Annotated in this window: 20 protein-coding genes and 1 pseudogene; 10 read left to right on the plus strand and 11 right to left on the minus strand. The window is 59.5% G+C overall.

The window, feature by feature from the left end; genetic code table 11:
* Positions 1 to 17: 17 nt before the first annotated feature.
* Genes AC2444_RS33565 through AC2444_RS33575 form a run of 3 tightly spaced genes read left to right on the plus strand, consistent with a single transcriptional unit; the run spans position 18 to position 1,773 of the window.
* Entirely contained in the window at positions 18 to 836 is an 819-nt protein-coding gene (locus AC2444_RS33565; protein ID WP_128449681.1) for a bifunctional allantoicase/(S)-ureidoglycine aminohydrolase, read from the plus strand.
* Between the two features lie 19 nt (positions 837 to 855).
* Positions 856 to 1,377 carry a GNAT family N-acetyltransferase gene (locus tag AC2444_RS33570; RefSeq protein ID WP_128449680.1) on the plus strand — a complete coding sequence of 174 codons (522 nt, stop codon included), beginning with the start codon at positions 856 to 858 and terminating at the stop codon, positions 1,375 to 1,377.
* A gap of 21 nt (positions 1,378 to 1,398) precedes the next feature.
* Positions 1,399 to 1,773 (plus strand): type II toxin-antitoxin system RelE/ParE family toxin, encoded by a 375-nt coding sequence (locus AC2444_RS33575; RefSeq protein WP_128449679.1) that lies wholly within the window; start codon positions 1,399 to 1,401, stop codon positions 1,771 to 1,773.
* Positions 1,774 to 1,789: 16 nt separating this feature from the next.
* Here the strand turns inward: AC2444_RS33575 and AC2444_RS33580 are convergent, their stop codons facing one another.
* Positions 1,790 to 2,104: a helix-turn-helix domain-containing protein gene (locus AC2444_RS33580; RefSeq protein ID WP_128449678.1), complete on the minus strand. Its 315-nt coding sequence runs from the start codon at positions 2,102 to 2,104 to the stop codon at positions 1,790 to 1,792.
* 79 nt (positions 2,105 to 2,183) lie between these two features.
* On the opposite strand from AC2444_RS33580, the pseudogene AC2444_RS33585 reads away from it, so the two are divergent.
* The 5 genes and pseudogenes from AC2444_RS33585 to AC2444_RS33605 all read left to right on the plus strand — a co-directional run.
* Positions 2,184 to 2,401, plus strand: a pseudogene (locus AC2444_RS33585) (hypothetical protein); the annotation flags it as partial.
* A 156-nt stretch (positions 2,402 to 2,557) separates the two neighbouring features.
* Positions 2,558 to 3,445 (plus strand): DUF1206 domain-containing protein, encoded by an 888-nt coding sequence (locus AC2444_RS33590; RefSeq protein WP_012763225.1) that lies wholly within the window; start codon positions 2,558 to 2,560, stop codon positions 3,443 to 3,445.
* Between the two features lie 170 nt (positions 3,446 to 3,615).
* On the plus strand, positions 3,616 to 4,485 hold the full coding sequence (locus tag AC2444_RS33595; RefSeq protein WP_164902782.1) for a TIGR02587 family membrane protein: 870 nt from the start codon (positions 3,616 to 3,618) through the stop codon (positions 4,483 to 4,485).
* A gap of 6 nt (positions 4,486 to 4,491) precedes the next feature.
* Positions 4,492 to 4,902 (plus strand): TIGR02588 family protein, encoded by a 411-nt coding sequence (locus tag AC2444_RS33600; RefSeq protein ID WP_003553118.1) that lies wholly within the window; start codon positions 4,492 to 4,494, stop codon positions 4,900 to 4,902.
* A 94-nt stretch (positions 4,903 to 4,996) separates the two neighbouring features.
* A complete protein-coding gene (locus AC2444_RS33605) occupies positions 4,997 to 5,518 on the plus strand; it encodes a cupin domain-containing protein (protein ID WP_128449676.1) in 522 nt (173 codons plus the stop codon).
* 155 nt (positions 5,519 to 5,673) lie between these two features.
* Here AC2444_RS33605 and AC2444_RS33610 read toward each other — a convergent pair whose 3' ends face one another.
* The 4 genes from AC2444_RS33610 to mug all read right to left on the minus strand — a co-directional run bounded on the left by AC2444_RS33610 (position 5,674) and on the right by mug (position 9,206).
* The gene (locus AC2444_RS33610) at positions 5,674 to 5,892 is read right to left on the minus strand and encodes a hypothetical protein (RefSeq protein ID WP_003553121.1); all 219 of its coding nucleotides are present in this window, start codon (positions 5,890 to 5,892) and stop codon (positions 5,674 to 5,676) included.
* 60 nt (positions 5,893 to 5,952) lie between these two features.
* On the minus strand, positions 5,953 to 6,798 hold the full coding sequence (locus AC2444_RS33615; protein WP_128449675.1) for a pirin family protein: 846 nt from the start codon (positions 6,796 to 6,798) through the stop codon (positions 5,953 to 5,955).
* A gap of 88 nt (positions 6,799 to 6,886) precedes the next feature.
* Positions 6,887 to 8,647, minus strand: a complete 1,761-nt coding sequence (locus AC2444_RS33620) for an MOSC and FAD-binding oxidoreductase domain-containing protein (protein ID WP_128449674.1) — start codon at positions 8,645 to 8,647, stop codon at positions 6,887 to 6,889.
* A 52-nt stretch (positions 8,648 to 8,699) separates the two neighbouring features.
* Complete coding sequence (mug, locus tag AC2444_RS33625) at positions 8,700 to 9,206, minus strand: G/U mismatch-specific DNA glycosylase (protein WP_245461262.1); 507 nt, start codon at positions 9,204 to 9,206, stop codon at positions 8,700 to 8,702.
* A 243-nt stretch (positions 9,207 to 9,449) separates the two neighbouring features.
* Between mug and AC2444_RS33630 the strand changes: the two genes are divergently transcribed.
* Together AC2444_RS33630 and AC2444_RS33635 are read left to right on the plus strand one after the other, a co-directional pair.
* On the plus strand, positions 9,450 to 9,932 hold the full coding sequence (locus AC2444_RS33630) for a DMT family transporter (RefSeq protein WP_128449672.1): 483 nt from the start codon (positions 9,450 to 9,452) through the stop codon (positions 9,930 to 9,932).
* A complete protein-coding gene (locus tag AC2444_RS33635) occupies positions 9,929 to 10,369 on the plus strand; it encodes a DMT family transporter (protein WP_128449671.1) in 441 nt (146 codons plus the stop codon). Before AC2444_RS33630 ends, AC2444_RS33635 begins: the two co-directional genes overlap by 4 nt.
* 135 nt (positions 10,370 to 10,504) lie before the next feature.
* Here AC2444_RS33635 and AC2444_RS33640 read toward each other — a convergent pair whose 3' ends face one another.
* From AC2444_RS33640 to AC2444_RS33665, 6 genes are all read right to left on the minus strand, one after another.
* Positions 10,505 to 11,953 carry a M20 family metallopeptidase gene (locus AC2444_RS33640; RefSeq protein ID WP_487762930.1) on the minus strand — a complete coding sequence of 483 codons (1,449 nt, stop codon included), beginning with the start codon at positions 11,951 to 11,953 and terminating at the stop codon, positions 10,505 to 10,507.
* A 130-nt stretch (positions 11,954 to 12,083) separates the two neighbouring features.
* Positions 12,084 to 13,628 carry an ABC transporter substrate-binding protein gene (locus tag AC2444_RS33645; protein WP_128449669.1) on the minus strand — a complete coding sequence of 515 codons (1,545 nt, stop codon included), beginning with the start codon at positions 13,626 to 13,628 and terminating at the stop codon, positions 12,084 to 12,086.
* A gap of 24 nt (positions 13,629 to 13,652) precedes the next feature.
* Complete coding sequence (locus tag AC2444_RS33650) at positions 13,653 to 14,516, minus strand: serine hydrolase (RefSeq protein WP_128449668.1); 864 nt, start codon at positions 14,514 to 14,516, stop codon at positions 13,653 to 13,655.
* 1 nt (position 14,517) lies between these two features.
* Positions 14,518 to 16,146: an ABC transporter ATP-binding protein gene (locus AC2444_RS33655; RefSeq protein ID WP_128449667.1), complete on the minus strand. Its 1,629-nt coding sequence runs from the start codon at positions 16,144 to 16,146 to the stop codon at positions 14,518 to 14,520.
* On the minus strand, positions 16,143 to 16,961 hold the full coding sequence (locus tag AC2444_RS33660) for an ABC transporter permease (RefSeq protein WP_003553156.1): 819 nt from the start codon (positions 16,959 to 16,961) through the stop codon (positions 16,143 to 16,145). The genes AC2444_RS33655 and AC2444_RS33660 overlap by 4 nt, the downstream gene beginning before the upstream one ends.
* A complete protein-coding gene (locus AC2444_RS33665) occupies positions 16,958 to 17,902 on the minus strand; it encodes an ABC transporter permease (protein WP_003553158.1) in 945 nt (314 codons plus the stop codon). The genes AC2444_RS33660 and AC2444_RS33665 overlap by 4 nt, the downstream gene beginning before the upstream one ends.
* Between the last annotated feature and the right edge of the window lie 118 nt (positions 17,903 to 18,020).

An 18,020-nucleotide genomic window follows, 5' to 3' on the forward strand; every position in this document is an offset into this window, starting at 1 on the left:
CCGCGAAGCCTGGACCGATGAACAGAGATTATTATTCCAAACTCGGCGGATTGCCGCCGCAAACCGAGCTGCTTTCCAGCAAGGCCGTCTTCACCACAGCCTATGCGGTTATCCCACGCAGCGTCATGACGGATATTGTCACCAGCGTCCTTCCGCATTGGACGGGGACACGGGCATGGGTTCTCTCCCGGCCGCTCTCCGGCTTCTCCGAGACCTTCTCGCAATATGTCATGGAGGTTCAGCCGGGCGGCGGAAGCGATCGGCCGGAGCCCGACAAGCGGGCCGAAGCGGTCCTGTTCGTCGTCGAAGGCGAGATGACCGTGGAACTCGATGGCAACAGCCATGCGCTTCGCGCCGGTTCCTTCGCCTATCTTCCGGCGGGCTCGGTCTGGCGCCTGAAAAACGGCGGCTCGACTGCGGCAAAATTCCACTGGATTCGAAAGGCATTTCAGGAGGTCGAGGGGCTGGAGCCGCCGCCGGCGATTGTCACGCATGAGGACCAGCACCCAATCTCGGCAATGCCCGATACCGATGGACGCTGGGGGACGACCCGGTTCATCGATCCGGCCGATGTCCGCTACGACATGCACGTGAATATCGTGACTCTGGAGCCGGGCGCCGTGATCCCCTTCATGGAAACCCATGTCATGGAGCATGGTCTCTATGTGCTGGAGGGCAAAGCCGTCTATCGGCTGAACCAGGATTGGGTCGAGGTCGAGGCCGGCGACTTCATGTGGCTGCGCTCCTTCTGCCCGCAGGCATGTTACGCCGGTGGCCCCGGCCGGTTCCGCTACCTGCTCTACAAGGACGTCAACCGTCACATGACGCTCTGGTAGGAGCTAATGGTGAGGGACGATGCAGCTCGAAACTGAACGCCTGATTTTGAGACCCTGGCAACAACAGGATCGCAAGCCCTTCGCTGCGATCAATGCCGAGCCCGACGTCGTCAGATATCTCAACCCTCTGACCGACGAACAGTCGAATGCGATGCTCGACCGCATCGACCTTCACTTCGAGGATCATGGCTGGGGGCTCTGGGCGCTGGAGGAAAAGGCAAGCGGCCAGTTGATCGGCATGTGCGGCCTCGCCAAGGTTTCACCTGCTTTGCCATTTGCTCCGGCAGTCGAAATCGGTTGGCGGCTTTCAGCGTCTCGGCACGGCGCCGGCTATGCGCGCGAGGCCGCGGAACGGTCTCTCGACTTTGCATTCAACGAGCTGAAGCTTGACCGCATCGTCAGCTTCACGGTGCCCGCAAACAGCAATTCCTGGGGTTTGATGAGGCGATTGGGAATGAGCCGGATCGGTGAATTCAATCATCCCAATTTCGCCGAGGGCCATCCGTTGCGTCATCACGTCCTCTACGAGAAGGTCAGCTAGAAAGAGGTCTATCGGGAACTGATGAAGGAAAATGTCAAAAAAATGAATTTAGAGTATGTCAATAGCTCCGCGCTGAAGGCGCTGAAGGCTCTCCCAAAGGAGATCGCACTCCAATTTGCGACGGACCTGCAGAGGGTGCAAGATGGCAAGAGCCCCCTGTCGGATTTTAAACATTTAAAGGGTATCGGGCAGGGCGGGGTGATCGAATTAATCGAAAACGGCAGCCCGGCTTATCGGGCAGTCTACTGCGCCAAGTATGAGGACACGGTGTTCGTATTGCACGCATTCACCAAGACCACGAACGGGGTAGACAGGGCTGCGATGAAGACGGTGGAGGAGCGCTACAAGGCCATGATGGCCGAGGTGAACGCGCGAAAGAAGCAAAAGAAGAAGTGAGACAACTGAGGCCGCGTTAGGCGGCCTCTGTCATTTCCACATCACAGACGATTCTGTGATGTTCAAAAGATGGTTTGAAGCGAACGCCGAGGCGAGCCAGGTAGCCTATGAGCCGATCGGCCGAGAACAGATGAACCTTCCCCCGCATCAGCTCACTAACTCGTGGCTGTGGGATGCCTAGTGCTTCTGCTACATCTGCTTGCTTCCAACCGCGATCCTCGAAGAGATCGACGAGAGCGGAGATCAACGATGCGCGGAAGCTCAAGTCGGCGGCTTCATCCGTGTTGTCAACGAGTGACTCGAAGACGTTGTCGTAGACAAGCCGTTCCATATGAAGACCCCTTTATACAGGTTCCTGTATATAGGTCAAAATGACGGGACCGTCAAGCTCGTAAATCGCTTTTCGCCCCGCCTACGAAAAGCTGATGCTTCATCGCACGATTAGCTTCACGGTGCCGGCAAACATCAAATTCTGGGGTTGATGAGACGACTGGGGATGAGCTGGATCGGTGAGTTCAATCATCCCAATTTCGCCGAGGGGCCTCGGTTGCGCGACCACGTGCACTGCTATTATCAAACGGTATTGGCCCCCACGCATCCAAATCAACCTGCGAAGGCCATATCATGAAACAACAACCTATGATAGTAAAAGTGGCGTAATCTATCTTATGGAACTGAAATATATTGAGCCGCGTTTCGCGCTGCTCGCAATCTCGTTTCATTGGGAACCCCTGTTGGCGTCCGACAGTCAAATTTGCGATAAAAGTTCGAGGACCTTGCCTCGTTGAAGACATTCATCGCGGAGAAGTCGGAACTGTTTTGCTGGGCGCTCGTTAAATCCGCGGCGGGGGAACCAGAGATGACCAGGTCGAAATTTGAATGGCTTGCGCGGGCTGGATATAGCGCCCGAGGCATTGTGTTTTTGCTCGTTGCTGCGCTGGCAGTATTTTCGAGCTTCGGCGGCGGAAAGGCCGATACCAAATCGGCGCTCGACGCTGTCTTGGAACAGCCATTGGGCCGGGTGTGGCTTGGCTTGATAGGGCTCGGGCTACTCGGCTTCGTAGCATGGCGGCTTGCCCAGTCCATCGCAAACGCAGACAACCATGACCACAGTGTGAAAAGCTACCTGATCCGTGCCGCCCTTCTCGGGAGCGCCGTGACGTACTTGGGGTTGGCGATATACGCCTTTCAGGACGCACTTGGCTTTGGATCCGGTGGCGACGGCGGAGAAAAGGGCTTGGCAGCCTGGGTCATGTCGCAACCGTTTGGTCGATTCCTAGCTGGTGCGATTGGTCTCGGGTTTGTCATTGGTGGCGCCGTTACCGCGCTGAAAGGTATCACGAGGCGGTTTGAGCGATATCTCACGCTCGGTCAAAGCCGACCTCTGTTATTGGTTTGCATCTATGGGCTCGTTTCCCGTGGGGTCGTTTTCGTGATCGTCGGCATCTTCTTTTGCTATGCGGCCTTTACCGTCGATCCGGGCCAGGCAGGGAGCATAAGTGATGCCTTGACCTTCGTGAGACAGCTTCCGTTCGGAGCTGTTCTCTACCTCGTCGTGGCTATCGGCTTGGCTGCGTTCGGAATTTATAATTTGGTCGAGGCACGATATCGAACCGTGTCGACCCCAAATCTCTCGCAGGTACGGTCGGAGCTGCCACTATCTCACAACTGAGAAGCATTCGAGAAAAGTCATGTCAACCTTGATGTCCATGACGGCTTTGACTTCGGCGGCGCTGGTGCTCATGCGTCCAACCCGCGCTTCTGCAGCGAGCGCCTGCGCTTTGAATGCCGCTGCCTCGGTTTACGGGTGGTGGGAGTTTTTCATTTAGGGGGAGATCAAACTTGAGTGTCGCGATCACGCGCGAGGATTTCGATAGAAGCAAATTTTTTGCAGGGATCGCACGCGGTATTGCGGGAGCATTGCTTTTCGCGCTGCCCATGTTCATGACCATGGAAATGTGGGAGCTCGGCTTCTACATGGACCGCAGCCGCCTGTTTCTCTTGCTGATCGTCAATATTCCCCTTCTCGTTATTCTCTCGGACCGGATCGGATTTGAGCGGACGTCAACCTGGCGACAAGCGATCCGTGATGCAAGCATTGCCTATGGCCTTGGGGTTCTGGGCAGCGCACTTATCCTCTTCGCCATGGGGGTTCTGAAATACGACCAATCTCCGCACGAGATTATCGGAATGATCGCGATCCAGTCCATACCTGCCAGCATCGGCGCGATGCTAGGTCGGAGCCAGCTCGGCGGACAATCGGACGATGGCGACGATGCCAAGGAAGGCGATAGTGATGACCCAATCCACGAACGGGAAACGAGCTACGCCGGTGAACTATTCCTGATGGCGGTCGGCGCCCTGTTCCTCAACCTCAACGTCGCGCCCACAGAGGAAATGATCTTGCTCTCCTACAAGATGACGCCGTGGCATGCCTTGCTCATGATCGCCGCCTCGCTGGCAGTCATGCATGGGTTCGTTTACGCCCTTTCTTTCAAGGGGAGCCACGATCTCGCCGAGGGTACGCCAAGCTGGCACGCTTTCGTTCGCTTCACCCTGCCGGGCTACGTAATTGCCGGTCTGATCAGTGCCTATTGCCTCTGGACGTTCCATAGAACCGATGACATCGGGTCTACCCAAATCCTTATGGCCGTTGTCGTTCTGAGCTTTCCCGGTGCCATTGGCGCGGCAGCAGCTCGCCTGATCCTGTGAGGCACGATGACAAAAATCTCCAACGGCAAAAATCTGGAAGCAGGCGAACCGCATTGGATTGAATGGGTCACGGGTGTCGTCTCGGCCGTAATTGTCCTTGGCGTGATTGCTTGGATTGGCAAGGATGCATTGGTTGACCGTGACTCTTCGCCGAACCTGGTCGGGGTCGTGCTGCAAACCGAAAAACGCGGCGATGGTTTTCAAGTTCTCTTCGAAATCCGAAACGATTCAAGCGCGACCGCGTCGCAGGTAACCGTCCAGGGCGAGATACGAGAACAAGATTCGGTCCTTGAAAACGTTGAGACCGTCTTGGATTATGTCCCGGGACACTCGAAGGCCAAAGGTGGGCTGATATTCCAGCAAGACCCCGCCGGGAAGACGTTGACGGTCAGAGCGTCCTCATTTGATGAGCCATAGTCGAGTTGGGATTTCTTGCGAGACCAGCGCCTCCCCAACCGTGCCAGGCTGATTAGCTCAACGAAGATCGGATATATGCTTGGGAGACATTTTTATGACCGAGGATGCCACTGACCCGGTTGTCGTACAAGAGCTGCAGCTACAGCGAAGCAGCTGGGTGCCAAACAACCCGAAACTGTCAGTTCTAATCTATCGACGTGCGCTTTCAGCCGCAGCAGGCAGCAAGAGTTTCGAAGACCTGTTCGCGAGCAACGGATGGACCGGGATATGGCGGAATGGCATCTTCACCTACGACCATTATCATTCTGGTGCCCATGAGGTGCTTGGTATTGCCAGGGGCACGGCGAAGCTTTTGCTCGGCGGGCCAGAGGGCAAAGAAATCGATGTCGCAGCGGGCGATTGTCTGATCTTGCCAGCCGGGACCGGCCATCGGAACCTTGAGGCGAGTGCGGATTTTTCTGTGGTAGGAGGCTATCCGCCCGGACAGCATGCAGACATGCTGACATCAGCTCCGTCTGAAGAGCAACTTTTGACCATTGCCGAACTCTCGATCCCGAGCAGCGACCCTATCGAGGGCGCCGATGGATACTTGGTTCGCGCATGGCGCAGAGATTGATTGAGGTTCCTTGGGATGCCTGGTCAAACTGAAAATGCGAGGGCGCGCTCCATGCCACTAATCACGCAGCCGCCGTGTAGTCAGCACGCCGCGCGAGACCGTTCGGATAGTCGGCATTCCGACAAGAGCGTCGATTATTCCCGGAGTTCTATTGGTCAGGCCGTTCGTCCAAGGGTGGAAAGTGCGTCCTGAAGTCTGAGCGTCGCCAGAGCCTTGGTTGCCTCGTCCGAAGACCATCCCGCTTCCAGCGCCGCAGACAGAACCAGCGATTCCGTTTGAAGCTCGAGCTTCTCATAAAGCGGCTCGATGGCTTCGCGCGCCGTTACAACGTGCTGGTCCGGTGGGGTGATGGGTGTGGCGGCAACCGTAGGCATGAAATGCTCCTCCTATTGAACGCTAAGGTTCGAAACCCGTTAGGGGCATCCTTGTTCCATTCATATCGCCTTTTCGGTCTTCGAGCGGCGATGCGAAAGATGACTACGCCACATATGGCGAAATTTCCTCCATCGCAGGAACGCGCGAATGATGATCGCCGGCGGGATCTTCTTGTGGTCGCCGACAGTCCCCTGCTTGGTGATAGTTGCGTTCGGGTCGAGCAGAAACGCGACCAACGTACTTGCACTCTGCGCCTCTACTTCGAGCTTGTCACCCGATAAATGCAGCCCCTGCTCGCCTTCGGCGAACGGTCGCGTATCGACGACAACGAAACCGCTAAAGACATAGAAATAGAGGTCTCGGCCATGTTTCTGCGGGAATTCCACCCGTATGCCTGCGTCTAGCCGGATATCAAAGACGTCGATCGCACTGCGGACATAGAAGGGCGCGCCCTCTCCTTCGGGCCCGACCAGGTGTCGCCAGACGTTTGCCGCGGCAGCTGCCATCGGCCCGTGCTGGATCTTCGGCTCCAGATCGACCGCGTAAGGGCGAACGAGGATCTGCAGCATTCGCAAAGGTGGATCGGATGCCAGCGTCTCTTCGGAATGCCAAAAGCTTGCTCCGGCATTCATCACCATCAGATGGTCACGGTCGATAACCAACCGGCCGGCAGCCTTGTCGTCGTGACGCATGACGCCTTCCGGCACCCAGGAAATAATCTCGTCGTTCCTGTGCTCATGCATGGCGATCATGCGGCCAGGATCGAGGATGGATTCAACGACCATGGCGAGAGGGCCGTGGCCGTGATCAGTCGAATTGGGCTTCAACCACCCCGGCATGTTGAGGTGCGTGACGAAGCCTCCCATATCCCGCACCACGAATGTTCGTTCGCCCTTGAGCAGCATCGCAACCTCCATGCTTGCAAGGCAGTGATGAGCCCGGGCTACGACCGCGTCTGTTGTGATCAAGAACCAGGGCGCGCGTCGTCCCGCTTTACAAATCGATCACGATGTCGCCGTCAGGCTTCGAGCAGCAGATCAGCACATTGCCGTCCGCCGCCGCATCGATGGGGTCCGGGCGGTAGCGGACCCTTCCCTCGACAAGTCCGGTCTCGCAAGTATGACAGACGCCGGTGCGGCACGACCATCGCACTGGCACGTCGCAGGCCTCGGCCAACTCGAGCAAGCTCTGGAATGTCGGCTCCCAGCGCACATTGAGGCCGGTGCGGGCAAACGACACCAGTGGCCCGGAACCTGCAAGCCCTTTCGGCAAATGTGGTGGCCGGCGCGGCGAGGCAGCTATGCCCGGGGTCATCGCGGGACCCGCGCTGAACATCTCGGTGTGGATCCGGTTCGGCGCGATGCCCAAGGCTGCAAGGCCGGCGCTCAGATCGCTCATGAAGCTCGACGGCCCGCAGACATAGACGTCACAATCGCGCGGCAGGTTGAGCGACTTGAGCGCCTGCGCATTCAAATGGCCGCGAGCGTCGAAATCTATATCGGGCCGATCCTTGGGGTCGGGAGTGCTGTAGCAAACATGGCTGTGGTGGTGAGGAAGCCTCTTAAGCAGCCCGCGCGCCTCCTCGGCAAAGGGATGTTCGCGGCCGTTGCGGGTTCCATATAGCCACCAGACTTCCCGGGACGATGCTTCGGCGGCCAAAACATGAAGCATCGCGAGCACGGGCGTCACCCCGATCCCGGCGCTCAACAGAACAACCGGCGTATCGCCCGGTCGCAACGTGAAACTGCCGCGTGCCGCACTTGCCTGCACGATGTCGCCGACCCGCAATTCCTCGTCGATGTAACCGCTGGCAGCGCCATGGGCTTCCCGCTTGACGCTGACGCGGTAGTGCGTGCCGCCGGGCTCGCCCGACAGCGAATAGCTGCGCGTCAGCGCAGGCGCAGAAGCCGGGCCGAACCGCAGCACCACGAACTGCCCGGGGAGTGCTGCGGCAACAGGTTGGCCATCTGCCGGTTCGAGCACGAGGGAAACGACGCTACCGCTTTCGCGCACCTTGCGCGACACACGCAATGGGCGGAATCCGCGCCATGCCGGAGGCGGCCCGGACGCGGCTGCCAGCCCGGCATTCCCTGTCGTCGCGCCCTCCTTTCGCTCCTGCTTGAGCAGCGCCTCGAATGAACCGCGCCATCCTGCGCTTAGTGCCGGGATGCGCAGGGCGCGCTCCAACTGATCGTGAGGGTGACCCGGCATATAAAGCAGCGCGTTGATCTCGAAAACGCTCATGCCCTCCGGTCCGGACCCGACCTTGGTGATCTCGTCGCCGGCCTGCACTTCGCCTTCCTCCAGCACACGGAAATAGAAACCAGGTCGGCCGTGTTTGACGACCAGCGCGGCCATCTCCGGCTCCTCCATGCGTATGCCGAGCCGGTAACAGGTGACGCGCGGTTGCGTCACTTCGAACAGGGCGCCGCCGATGCGGTAACGGTCTCCTATGCATACCTCTACGTCCGGCAAGCCATCGACGGTGAAATTCTCGCCGAACTGCCCGTAGACGAAGTCGTCTCGGCGCAAGTGCTCCTGCCAGTACCCATAGGAATCGGTCTGATAGACAAAGACTGCGCGGCGTTCGCCGCCGTGGCCGGCCAGATCGCCTTGTCCATCGCCGTCAACGTTCAGGCGCCGCGCCATGCGCGGGCCGTCGACCGGCGTCTTCCAAATGGCAGTGTTGACGATCTTGCCTTGCCAGTTGATCTCGCGCGGCAGGCCCACATTGACCGAAAGCAAGCGTCCCATGACATTTCTCCCGAATGATGATCACCGCAATTTCGAGATCGACGAAGGACGGCTACAGCGTCAATCTCAGGTCGAGATAGTGTTCGGTCAATGTCGTCAAGGTGAAGGCTCTGTTGAGGCCGCTCGGATTTGGCAACAGCCAGACGTCTGCGCCGGCAAATACCTCAGGCTGCCGACCCCATTCAACAGCGGCTCGAAGACTGATCGCGGCGTATGCCGCCTTTCCGAGAAAGGCCAAGTTGGCTGGCGCAATCTTTCGTATCTTGTTTTCCAGAACGGGCGCGGCGCTGAGATAGTCCTGCTTCTTGAGCTCGCTTGCGCTTTTCGTAGGACGTGAAACCGCGGATGTCAGACCGCAGCCAAATTGCAGCAGCTCGCGCTCTTCATCCGCCCGCAGCAGACGCGGTGTAAATCCGGCTAGATGCAAGACCCGCCAAAAACGGTTGCTCGGGTTCGAGAAATTATGGCCGTCGCGAACCGCGGACAGAGCCGGATTCAATCCGCAGAAAACCACGGAAAGGCCAGGAGCGAGGATTTCCGACAATCCGGCTTTCGGCATTGTCGGGTCGCCTGTGCCATCGAGGTTCCCGGACATGGCATCATCTTGCATTATGGGACATCGCTCGAATTAAGTCTGTCAAATACACCAACCGCGCATCGATCGAAACGAGCTTCCTGAACACCATCAAGGAGAGGTTGGTCTAACAGACACGGTGTCAATCATCTTGCTGAAAATGCCGATGAATGGCCTTAGTGGCAATTTGAAAATCTGAGCCTAATCGATTCTTTGACAGGATCTGTAATGACCACCGAAGCACGTAGTTCGCATCCCATCTACTTCATTGGAGCTTTTGCCACGGGCGGGCTCCTGACTTTCATGGTGCACCTCAACGGCGAGTTGGCCCGTTATGCCAATCCTCTGTTCTCATCTTGGACCGCACACGGCACAGGCATCATCGCCGCTGTCCTTCTTCTCCTGATGGTCCAACGCCGGCGCACGCCGAGGGTAGAAAAAGCTCCCAGGGCACCTTGGTGGGCTTATCTCGGAGGGATATCCGGCGCTGCAACGGTCATTCTGACCTCGACCGCGGTCAACTCACCGCTCGGGCTCTCCGGCACCTTGGCTTTGGGTTTGGCAGGCCAGGTCGCCTTCAGCGTCGCGGCCGACAGTTGGGGACTGTTCGGTCTGCCAAAGCGGCGCCCAGACAGACGAGACATCGTAGCACTCGGCTTGGTCGTCACGGGGGCTGCACTCATTATATTGTTCGGGCGAGGTGCGGCGTGACCATATTCATTCTCCTGGCATGCCTGGGCGGTGTGCTCGTCGGCCTCAGTCGTCAGCTCAATGGACGGTTGAGCGTATCGACGACGCCGCTGATCGCATCCTTCTGGAACCATGCGATAGGCTTTGCCGCCCTCACCTGCCTCGGTCTTTTTGTGGGAGGTTTGCTTCCTGCGGGTGCGGCCGAGGCGCCTTGGTATGCCTATCTGGGTGGTCCCATCGGCGTCATCTTCGTGGCGGCGGGCAGCTGGGTCATTGCTCGAATAGGCGCGGTGAATTCGGCTCTGCTGATCATTGGTGGCCAGATGGTAACAGGGGTGGCATTTGATTATATCAGCGCCGTCCCAGCGTCATTTTGGGCGAACGCCGCCGGAATTGCTCTCATCGTCGGCGGAATGATGGTCAGCCGGGGACGACGCAAAGCCGGCGGTCCCCAATAGCCAAGCGGATGGCTTTCGACGCCATGGCCGACCGGGCAATTTGATCGACCGATCGCAGGCCAAGGGACGGATGGACGGCGGGGGATGCCTCCCCGCCCCGCAGCATCTTTTAGGCGCGGCCTTCTCAGGGCAGGATTAGCGGCTATGAACCGATGCAGGCATCACATCGTCAGGTATCGGGCACACATAGGCTTTGCCGCTGGTCTTTTCCCGCCACTCGGCCGTCGCGGCTGCCAGAAGGTCGGATGACGACATCAATGCGAGCCCCGTTGTCGCAAGCGTCTTGGCCGCATGCGCCATGGCTTTGTGCGCGGCCGGGCTTTTTCCCTGCGCGACGACCTGCCAGGTATGGGGATTGGTGCCGATCGCCCAGGCTGGTGCCCAGCATTGCGCGGTCGGCGTCACCCAGCTGACATTGCCGACATCGGTCGATCCGGCCCGGAAATGCGATTGTCCCTCGAAATCGCGCAGGCCGGTGTGCAGGGGCGCCGAGCCATCGACCTTGGCGTTGGAGAACACATCGCCCTTGATCTGATAGAGGCGGATGCTGCTCCTGATCGCTTCGGGTGTGAAGGTATCCTGGATTTTGCTCGCGAAGGCGATGTCGGCCTCGTCAAAGGCTATCGGCCCGAGGGCGACCATGTTCTCGTGCATCGCCGTTTCAAGTGTGATGTTGGGAAGAAGGTTCGTCGAGGCGGTGTCGAACACGATCTCGACCTCTGTTTCGGTCATCATCGCCGCACCTCGTGCAACCTTCTCGACCCGCCCGGCAAGCTCAAGCGCCTGCGGCATGTCAGGCGCCCTGATCAGATAGAGAACCTCGGCGCTGGCCTGCACCACATTGGCGGCCCTGCCGCCGGTGTCGGTGATCGCGTAGTGAACGCGACAATCCTGCGGCATGTGTTCACGCAGGAAATTGACGCCGACATTCATCAGTTCGACCGCATCGAGCGCCGAGCGGCCGAGATGGGCGCTGTTGGCCGCATGTGCTGCGACACCCCTGAAGCGATAGTAATATTCGAGAACGGCAAGATTGTTCGTCGAGCGAACACCGTTGAACGGAGCCGGATGCCAGGTCAGTGCGGCATCGACGTCATCGAACGCGCCGGCGCGAACCATGAAGGTCTTGCCGGAACCGCCCTCCTCTCCCGGGCAGCCATAATAGCGCACCGTCCCGGGCAGGTTGTTCTCCTTGAGGTGGCGGGCAAGCGCAACCGCCGCCATCAGCGATCCGACGCCAAGCAGATTGTGCCCGCAGCCGTGACCGGTTGCTCCCGCCGCCTCGGGAAGAGGCTCGGCTACGTCGGCGGTCTGGCTCATTCCGGCCAGGGCATCGAATTCTCCGAGGAAAGCAATCACCGGCTTGCCGCTGCCGGATTCGCCGATGAAGGCCGTTTCCATGCCTGCGACGCCGCGGCGCACGGCAAAGCCGTTTTCCTCGAGTGTCCTTGCCAGCAATTGCGACGAGCGCCGCTCCTCGAACTTCAACTCTGCGAAATCCCAGATGCTGTCGCTGAGGGCTGTATAGTCCGGCTTGATCTTTTCGATCGTCGCGGCAATGGAGCTGATCGCGTCAAGATTTATGGTATTCCTCGCTGTCTGCCCTGCCGCCACAGGGATGTGTTGCACCGGACCCGGCAGGACTGCCTGCCGGATCTCCTGTTGACTGTTGAGTGGGATGGTGGCGCCCGACCATCGGGCGCGGAGTTCAGGATCAGTTGTCGAGCGAAACTTCCCAAAGACGGGCATTCGATTGCCAGACGGGCTGGCCCTTCAGCTTCTTGGTCGCGCCCCAGACATCGACCATGTCATAGAGGAAGATGCCCGGCATTTCCTTGAGCATCAGCGTGTGAAACTCGTCGAAGATCGCTTGACGCTTCGTCTGGTCGGGTTCCGCATAGGCGGCCTTCATCAACTCGACGGCCTTTGGATCATCCCACATCAACGACGCATTCTTGTCCTTGTTGCCGACATAGAAGCCGTACATCAGCGCCGGATCGAGCCGCGGCGCGACCGATTGCGAGATGATCTGGTAGTTGCCGGACCGGCGGCGATCGACCTGCGTCGCATAGTCGAGCACCTCGATCTGCACATTGAGACCTGCCTGCTGCATCATGGCCTGCGCCATCACCGCGGCCGGGAAGCTTGGCACGTTGCTGCGCTTGTTGGCGATGATGGTAATCGGCTCGCCCTTATAGCCGGCCGTCGCTAGTTCTTTCTTCGCGGCCTCGACGTCGTAGGGCAGACGCTCCTTCTGGACATCGTCGAAATAGAGCGAGTCTTGCGAAACCATCGAACCGTTGGCTGCGCCGGTGCCATTGGAGGCGGCCTCGACGAGTTGGTCGAGATCGAGCGCCATTGCCATGGCGCGGCGCACGCCGGGATTGCTCAGAACCTTGTCGCGCGTCTGGATGTAGAAGAGGTTTTTGCCGTTGTTGCGCGCCACGATCAATTGCATCATGTCGCTCGTCTTGAATTCGGGAATGAGATCCGGCGAAATCTCCGCGGTATCGAGCACCCCGGACTGAAGGCCGGCCTTTACGGTCGAAGCATCGGGAATGACCATGAACTTGATGCCATCGACGAGAGGGCGTTTGGAGCCGACCATGCCGTCGGGCTTGCCGTCATTCTCTGGCGAGACATAATCGTCGAACTTGGCGAGATGGATATACTCGCCCTTTTTCCATTCATCCCATTTGAAGGGACCGGTGCCGATCGGCTTGACGAAATTTCCGTCTGCGCCGACCGATTCCGGGGAGATGATCCCGGTGTAACCGCATTCGGGGCGCGACATGAGGCCAAGGAAAACCGCGGATGGCTTTTCCAGCGTGATGGTGACGGTCGACGCATCGACTGCCTTGACCCCCGTAACATGCACGCTGCCGCTGCCGTCGAAGTCAGGAAGGCAGGTCCATTTCGTTTCGGGCTTGAGATAGCGGTTCCAGTTCCAAACGACGTCATCGGCGGTCAATGTCTTGCCGTTGTGGAATTTGACGTCGTCACGCAGTTTGAAGCTGTAGGTCAGCCCATCGGCCGAGACTTCGAAGCTCTTTGCCAGCAGCGGCTTGACCTCGCCGTTGTTGGCATAGCCGACGAGCCCTTCGACGATATGCAGGATGACGCCATCGGTATTGCCGTCGCGATTGACGCCCGGATTGTTGCTGCGCAGATCGGAACTTTGAGCCACGACGATGTCGCGGGCGTGGATCACGCCGGTCATCGCCATCAACATGGTGCCTGCAAGAAGAAGCTTGTGCATCGTTCTACCCTCTTTTTATGATCGTCAGGATTGGAATTCATCCCAGCAGGCGCGTGAAAGCCTGCCGATGGTTTCAAGCGCGACCGTGTAGCCGGGGGTGCCGTCCGGCATCTCCTGCGGCACGTCGTCGGTATAGGCGGCGATGATGTAGAAGGGGGAACCGTCGCGATAGACGATACCGGCATTCATGCGGCCGCGCTTTCCCGTGCCGCCCTTGTGGGCGACGAGCACACCGAAGGGCAGCCTGGAGGGAATGGCATAACGCAGGATCTGGTTCTTCAGGGTCTGAAGCGCATAGGCGCTGAGCGCCTGCGAGCAGCCGAGCCGGTCCGCGGCTTCCCGCGAATCCTGCGCATCCAGGATGGTCTGCAGCAGATAGACCTGATCCCGCGCCGTCGTCGTGGTGACGGCTTTCAATGAGTGATCGGGCGACAGCGCCAAGGGAGGGATGAGGAAGCGATGGTTGGTGCCCGTCATGCCGATCGACTTGCAATAGCTGTCGACCTCTTCGAGCGTCAGCCTTTCGAACACCATCTTGGTGCAGACATTGTCGCTCAGCACCATCATGCCGGTGATGGCATCGCGCAGCGATATGACGATACCGGGCGTCAGATAGCGGAACATCCCGCTCGCCACTTCCTCGGCGAATCGCTTTTCGTAGGTGATCCGTTCGTCCAGATCCAGGCGGCCTTCATGGGCGGCCTTCAAGGCTGCCATCATGATCGAGGTCTTTCGGGTGCTGGCGGAAGGGGTTTCCTCGTCCGCGCCTCTGCCGATCGTTTCACCTGTGCCAAGCGCACGCACCATGAAACGCGTGACGAAAGGTTGGGCATCGCAGATCGCGTTCAATCGCTCGCCGAGCTTTGCGGATTCAATCATCGTCGTCATGTCAGTTCTCCAGGCGCCATTTGAGGATCACGCCGCCCTGAGCATTGTGGTCCAGAGTGGGGATGGCCGAGAGAAGCCTTTGCGTATAGGCCTCCTTCGGGCGGTCGAAAACCGTATCGCGGTCGCCCTCCTCGATGATCCGGCCGTCCTGCATGACGACGACGCGATCGGCCACCTGTTCGACCACGCCGAGATCATGGCTGATGAACAGGCAGGAAAAGCCGTAGCGTTTTTGCAGATCGGACAGGAGTTCGAGCACCTGCGCCCTGACCGTCACGTCAAGCGCCGATACCGGTTCGTCGGCGATCAGGAATTTCGGCCGGCGCGCAATGGCGCGGGCAATCGCCACGCGCTGCCGCTGGCCGCCCGAAAGCTCATGCGGGTAGCGCCCGGCATAGTCGGACCCAAGACCGACTTCCTCCAGCGTCTCCAGGGCGCGCTTGCGCTTAGTCATGGCGTCGAGATCGGGAACGAGCCGCAGCGCTTCTTCCACGAGCGCGAGGATGGTCATGCGCGGATCGAGCGAGGAATAAGGATCTTGAAACACCATCTGGCAATTCAGCCGATAGTCCATCCAGTCGGCGTCGCGGCTGCGTCCCTTGAACCGGATATCGCCTTCGCTCTCGCGGACCAGTCCGGCAATGGTGCGGCCGAGCGTGGTCTTGCCGGAACCCGAACCGCCGACCAGCGCCACGACTTCGCCCTCGTGGATATCGATGCTGACGCCATGCAGCGCCCGTTTCGGCGTTGCCTTCTTCATCAGCGACCGCCGGCCCGGATAGTCGACGACGATATCGCGCGCAGAGACCATCGGCGCCCTGGTCTTGTCGATCGTCCGCGTCTCTCCGCGAAACGGCAGGGAGGAAAGCAGTTTCTTCGTATAGGCACGCTGCGGTGCGTCGAGCAGATCGGCGGTGCGTCCTTCTTCGACGATCACGCCCTTTTCCATCACGACGATGCGGTTCGTGTAGCGGGCAACCATCGGCAGATCGTGACTGATCAGCAGCACGGCGGTGCCTTCCGCCTGCGTCAGCTCCACCATCAATTCCATGACATCGCGCTGGATCACGGCATCGAGCGCGGTCGTCGGCTCGTCGGCGATCAAGAGCGCCGGTTTCAGCAGCATCACCGATGCCAGCATGATGCGCTGGCGCATGCCGCCTGAGAATTCATGCGGATAGGACGTGAGCGCCCCGGCGGGGTCGCGGATCCCGACCCGGTTCAGCATGTCGAGGATCCGGCTGCGTCGTTCCTCCTTCGAAAGTTTCGTATGCAGCTGCAACCCTTCTTCGAGTTGGCGGCCGACGGTCATCGAGGGATTGAGCGAGGTCATCGGCTCCTGGAAGACGACACCGATTTCCGCACCACGCAATTGGCGCAATTGCGCGCCGTTCATGGAAAGCACGTCGCGTCCCTTGTAGGCAATGGAGCCGCCGATCACCTTGATGGGTGCCGGCAGCAGCGAGATCAGGGCGCGTGTTGCCAGCGTCTTGCCCGATCCGCTTTCTCCGACGATGCCGAAGATTTCGCCCGGCGCGATGTCGAAGCTGACGTCCTTGACGACCTGCACACCGGTCCCAGTGACCTGAAGCGACAGGTTGCGGACATTCAAAAGCGTTCTATTGGTCATTTCAGCCCCCTCATCCGCGGATCAAGCTTGTCCCGTAGAGCGTCGCCCAGAAGATTGATGCCGAGAAGCGTCAGGGCGATCGCCAGGCCCGGGAAGAGACCCAGCCAGACAGCCTGTTCGATGAATGGTCGGCCCGCAGCCAGCATGTTGCCCCAGGTTGGCGCCGGTGGCGGGACGCCGAGACCGAGAAAGCTGAGCGCGCTTTCCGAAAGGATCGCCCAACCGAACATCGAGGTCGCCAGCACGGTGATCGGCGCGATGCAATTGGGGAGGATATGGCGGAACATGGTGTAGAGCTCGCCATTGCCCATCACCTTGGAGGCCTCGATGAATTCCCGCTCGCGCAGCGACAGGACGGCACCCCGGACAACGCGGGCCATGGAGGGAGAATAGGCAATGCCCAGCGCGAAGATGATGCCATATTGGTTGGCGCCGAAGACGGCGAGCAATCCAAGCGCCAGAAGGATGCCGGGAAAGGCGAGAAGCGCATTGTTGACGGCCATGATAGCGGCATCGATCCAACCGCGGGCATAGCCGCTGACGAGACCGATCAGAGTGCCGCAGACCGTCGCGAATGTGACCGTCAAGGTGCCGATCCAGACGCTCGCCCGGGCGCCGACGATCAGGCGGCTGAGCACGTCGCGGCCGAATTCGTCGGTTCCGAGCCAGTGGGCGCTGCTTGGTGCCGCCAGCCGTGCGGTGAAGCCGAGCTTCATCGGATCGTAGGGGGTCCAGAAGAGGCCGATCGCAGCGGAGATGAGCAATGCGGCAATCAGAATGCTGCCGATGAAGCCGTTGAAGGTGACGTTTTTCATTCGGCGACTACCCGCGGATCGAACAGGGGATAGAGCAGGTCGACGACCAAATTGACCAGCACATAGGAAAGCGAGACGAACAGCAGACACCCCTGGATCACGGGGTAATCGCGGGCAAAAATACTGTCGACCATCAGTCGCCCGAGCCCCGGTATGGTGAAGACAGTTTCGATGACGGCAATGCCGCCGAGCAGATTGCCGAGGATCAGACCGATGACTGTCCAGGTCGGGCCGAAGGCATTCTTGAAGGCGTGCCGCCAGAGGACGGCGCTCTCGGAAAGCCCCTTGGCCCGGGCGTGGGTGATATAGTCGAGACGCAGCACTTCCAGCGTCGAGGCGCGTGCCATGCGGATCAACACACCCATCTCGTGAATGACCAGGGTCATGATCGGCAGCACGAGGTAAAGCAGGCCGCCGGTGAGATTACTGCCGATCGAGACATAGCCGAGGACCGGTAGCCAGCTGAGTTTCAGGCCGAAGAAAAGCAGGAGCAGGAGGCCGAGCCAGAATGTCGGGATCGACAGCAGGATCGTGGCCGTGCCGACGAGCGCCAGGTCCGTCAGACTGTTCTGCCGCCAGGCGGCGATGACACCGGCCGGCACGGCGATGAGGCTCGCCAGAAGGACGGCGATGACGACGACTTCGGCGCTGACCAGAAAACGTGATGCAACGAGCGGCAGAACCGGCTCGTCATTGACGATCGAGCGGCCGAAATCACCCTGGACGACATTGGCGGTCCAGATCAGGAACTGTTCCGGCAGCGATTTGTCGAGGCCGAGTTCGGAGCGCATCGCCGCGATCTGACCCGGCTCAGCCATATCACCCAGCATCAATGCCGCCGGATCGCCGGGTATGAAGCGGATCAGCGTGAAGACCGTCACCGAAACGAGGACGATCGTCGGCAATGCCATCAACAGGCGGTTTAGAACGAATTTCAGCATTTTTGTTCCCCGCGATTGGCGACGGATAGTGCCCGGCGCCATCGGTTTCGTTGCCGCAGACTATGATCGAATGAGGAAATATCCGCAATATTATGCGATTCTGTCATAAGTCTATGCG

It is taken from the genome of Rhizobium sp. WSM1328 (genome assembly GCF_057653715.1).